2 protein-coding genes are annotated in these 4069 nt (G+C 71.4%); one reads left to right on the top strand and one right to left on the bottom strand.

Features of this window, described 5'->3' with window-relative positions; translation table 11 throughout:
* Window positions 1–425: 425 nt before the first annotated feature.
* Window positions 426–1262, bottom strand: a complete 837-nt coding sequence (locus AC2W7A_RS10020; protein WP_485991230.1) for an SDR family oxidoreductase — start codon at window positions 1260–1262, stop codon at window positions 426–428.
* 84 nt (window positions 1263–1346) lie between these two features.
* Here AC2W7A_RS10020 and valS point away from each other — a divergent pair, with 84 nt between their 5' ends.
* A complete protein-coding gene (gene valS / locus AC2W7A_RS10015) occupies window positions 1347–4019 on the top strand; it encodes a valine--tRNA ligase (RefSeq protein WP_485991229.1) in 2673 nt (890 codons plus the stop codon).
* Window positions 4020–4069: the final 50 nt, after the last annotated feature.

Below are 4069 nucleotides of genomic sequence, written 5' to 3'. Positions count from 1 at the left end.
GGACGCCCCGGGCCCAGCCAGCGCCCGATGGTGGGGCTGCCGGCGTCGCCGTCAGTCATCGGGACGCTCCGGGCGCTCTGGGCGCCGCCCGCGGGACCCACGGCCCGGGATGCCATGCGCGTCCCCTGCTCCGGACCGTTCCCGCCTGCCGCTCCTCCGGCCTTCGTCTGCTGCCCGCTCATGTGCTGTCCTCCCCGTCTCGTCGTCACTCGTCCTACGTCGCGTGCCACGCACGTCGATCCGTTCCGGCGCGCGCCTCGCACGCTCTGGATCGGATCGAGCGCGTCAGAATCAGCGACCTCTGAAATCCGAAGCACTCGATCGGATCCGACGCGCGTCTCGCGTACTCCCGATCGGATCGAAGGCACCGAGGGAACCCGAACCACACGCTCCGGAGCGGATCGAGGCCCTGACCTTCGGGGCCCTCAGCCCTTGCGGATCACCTTGTGCTGGGCGGCCTGGGCCACCGGGCGCAGCACGATCTGGTCCAGATTCACGTGGTGCGGCAGCTCCACGGCGTGGACGCAGACCTCGGCGACGTCCTCGGCGGTGAGCGGCTTCTCGACGCCGGCGTAGACCTTGTCCGCGGCCGCCTGGTCTCCGCCGAGGCGCATGAGGGAGAACTCCTCGGTGTGCACCATGCCCGGCAGCACCTCGATCACGCGCACGTTGTGCTCGGCCTCCTCCAGGCGCAGGGCGCCGGTGAGCCCGTGCTGGCCCATCTTCGCCGCGTTGTACCCGGCGCCGCCCTCATACGGGGTCATCGCCGCCGTGGAGGTCAGGTTCAGGACGGTGCCCTCGCCGTGGGCGCGCAGCATCGGCAGGACCGCCTTGCACATGGTCAGGGTGCCGAGCACGTTGACCCGGTACATCCACTCCCACTGCTCCATGTCGCCCTCGCCCACGAAGTCAGTCCCCCGGGCACCGCCGGCGATGTTCACCAGGGTGTCCACGCCGCCGTCCTGGGTCACCTGCTCCACGAGGCGGGCCACGGCGTCCGCGTCGGTCACGTCCAGCGCGCACGGGATCAGCATGCCCGGCACGTTCTCCTCGACTCCCTGCGCCTGCAACGCCTCCAGGCGCTCGGCACGGCGGCCCACGGCGTAGACCCGCCAGCCCCTCCGGGCCATCTCGAGGGCGGTGGCACGGCCGATGCCGGTGGTCGCGCCGGAGACGACGGCGCCGCGGGCGGTGGAGGGCGAGGACTGCTGCGCTGTGGACTCGTGCACGGAGGACTCCCGGGACTCGTGGACTGTGGTCATGGCCACAGCCTACGCGGGGTGAGCCGCCCGGCCAGGGCGAGGCGCCGCCGTCGGGAAGCGGTGTGCCATGAAAAGATGGGCGGTATGGCTGACAAGACCCCGGGCACAGACACGCCCGTCAACGAGTCCACCGCCGCGTCCACCGAGACCCGTGCCGTCTCGGTCCCGGACCGCCCCGCCCTCGAGGGCCTCGAGGAGAAGCTGACCGCCCGCTGGGCCGCCGAGCGCACCTACGCGTTCGATGCGGAGACCACGCGCGAGCAGGTCTACTCCATCGACACTCCCCCGCCGACCGCCTCCGGCTCCCTGCACGTGGGCCACGTCTTCTCCTACACCCAGACCGACGTGCTGGCCCGCTATCAGCGCATGAACGGCAAGAACGTCTTCTACCCGATGGGCTGGGACGACAACGGCCTGCCCACCGAGCGCCGCGTGCAGAACTACTACGGCGTCCGCTGCGACCCGTCCAAGCCGTACGTCGAGGGCTGCCGTCCGCCGGAGAAGCCCGCGAAGAACCAGCGCGACTGGGACGTGGTCTCCCGCAGGAACTTCATCGAGCTGTGCGAGGAGCTCGCCGTCGAGGACGAGAAGGTCTTCGAGGACCTCTTCACCCGCCTCGGCCTGTCCGTGGACTGGGACATGACCTACCGGACCATCGACGACGTCTCCCGCGCCGTCTCCCAGCGCGCCTTCCTGGCCGGCATCGCCTCCGGCGACGCCTACATGTCCGAGGCCCCCACCATGTGGGACGTCACCTTCCGCACCGCGGTGGCCCAGGCCGAGCTCGAGGACCGCGAGGTCCCCGGCGCCTACCACCGCTATGCATTCACCGCCGACGACGGCGAGCAGGTCTTCATCGAGACCACCCGCCCCGAGCTGCTGGCCTCCTGCTCCGGCCTGGTCGCCCACCCGGACGACGAGCGCTATCAGCACCTGTTCGGCACGACCGTCACCTCGCCGCTGTACGGCGTGGAGGTCGAGGTCTTCCCGCACCCGCTGGCCAAGCAGGACAAGGGCTCCGGCATCGCGATGGTCTGCACCTTCGGCGACCTCAACGACGTCACCTGGTGGCGCGAGCTGCAGCTGCCGACCCGCACCCTGATCGGCCGCGACGGCCGCTTCGCCCAGGACACCCCCGAGTGGATCAACACGGACGCCGGTCGCCAGGCCTACGCGGGCACCGTGGCCGGCAAGACCGTGTTCTCCGCGAAGCAGGGCGTGGTCGACGCCCTCACGGAGGCCGGGCTGCTGGACGGCGAACCGAAGAAGATCATGCACGCCGTGAACTTCTACGAGAAGGGCGACAAGCCCCTCGAGGTCGTCACCTCCCGCCAGTGGTACATCCGCAACGGCGGCCGTGACGCGGACCGCCGTGCCGAGCTCATCGAGCGCGGCCGCGAGCTGTCCTGGCACCCGGAGCACATGCGCCACCGCTACGAGAACTGGGTCGAGGGCCTCAACGGCGACTGGCTCGTCTCCCGCCAGCGCTTCTTCGGCGTGCCGATCCCCGTCTGGTACCCGCTGGACGCCGAAGGCGAACCGGACTACGAGAACCCGATCCTCCCGGCCGACGACGCCCTCCCGGTGGACCCGGCTGCGGAGGCGGCCCCGGGCTTCGCCGAGGACCAGCGCGACGTCCCCGGCGGCTTCACCGGCGACCCGGACGTCCTGGACACCTGGGCGACCTCCTCGCTGACCCCGCAGATCGTGGGCCGCTGGTCCCGGGACGAGCAGTTCTTCCAGAACGTGTTCCCCTTCGACCTGCGTCCGCAGGGCCACGACATCATCCGCACCTGGCTGTTCTCCACCGTGGTGCGCGCCCACGCCCTCAACGGCTCCGTGCCGTGGACGGACACCGCGCTCTCCGGCTGGATCCTGGACCCGGACCGCAAGAAGATGTCCAAGTCCAAGGGCAACGTGGTGGTCCCGACCGACATCCTGGACCAGTTCGGCTCGGACGCGGTGCGCTACTGGGCCGCCTCGGCCCGCCTCGGTGCGGACACCGCCTACGAGGTGGCGCAGATGAAGATCGGCCGCCGCCTGGCCATCAAGCTGCTCAACGCCTCCAAGTTCGTGCTGAACCTGGGCGCCACCGAGTCCTCGGTGATCCGCTCCGCCGAGGACGCCGCGGCCGTCACCAACCCGCTGGACGCCTCCCTGCTGGCCCGCCTCGCGGCCACCGTGGAGCAGGCGACCCGCGCGTTCGAGGCCTACGACTACGCCCGTGCCCTCAACGTCACCGAGCAGTTCTTCTGGGCCTTCACGGACGACTACGTGGAGCTGGTGAAGGACCGCGCCTACGGCGGCCAGGGCGACGCGGAGCAGGCCTCCGTGGTGACCGCGCTGGCCACCACCCTGGACGCGCTGCTGCGCCTGCTGGCCCCGTTCCAGCCGTTCGCCACGGAGGAGGTGTGGAGCTGGTGGCGTGCCGGCTCCGTGCACACCGCCGCGTGGCCGGGCGCCGCGGACGAGGTGGCGGCCCTGTCCTCCGCCGCCTCCGCCGGCGACGCCGAGGTCCTGACCACCGTGGCCCAGGTCCTGGGCGGCGTCCGCAAGGCCAAGTCCGAGGCCAAGGTGAAGCAGCGGTCCGAGGTCCGCTCCGCCGTGGTCACCGGCCCGGCCGAGTGGCTCGAGAAGCTCCGCGGCGGCCTGGCGGACCTCAAGGCCGCCGGCAACATCGCCCAGCTGACCCTCACCGAGGCCGACGGCGAGCTCGAGGTCACGGACATCGAGCTGGCCCCCGCCGAGGAGGCCTGAGCGTGCGGCGCGCGTCGGCTCCCCCGGACCGGCACGGCCCGGGGTCACGG

The sequence above is a fragment of the Micrococcus sp. LASM2_SD2 genome (genome assembly GCF_057364565.1).
This window is presented reverse-complemented; position numbering and strand designations above follow the sequence as displayed.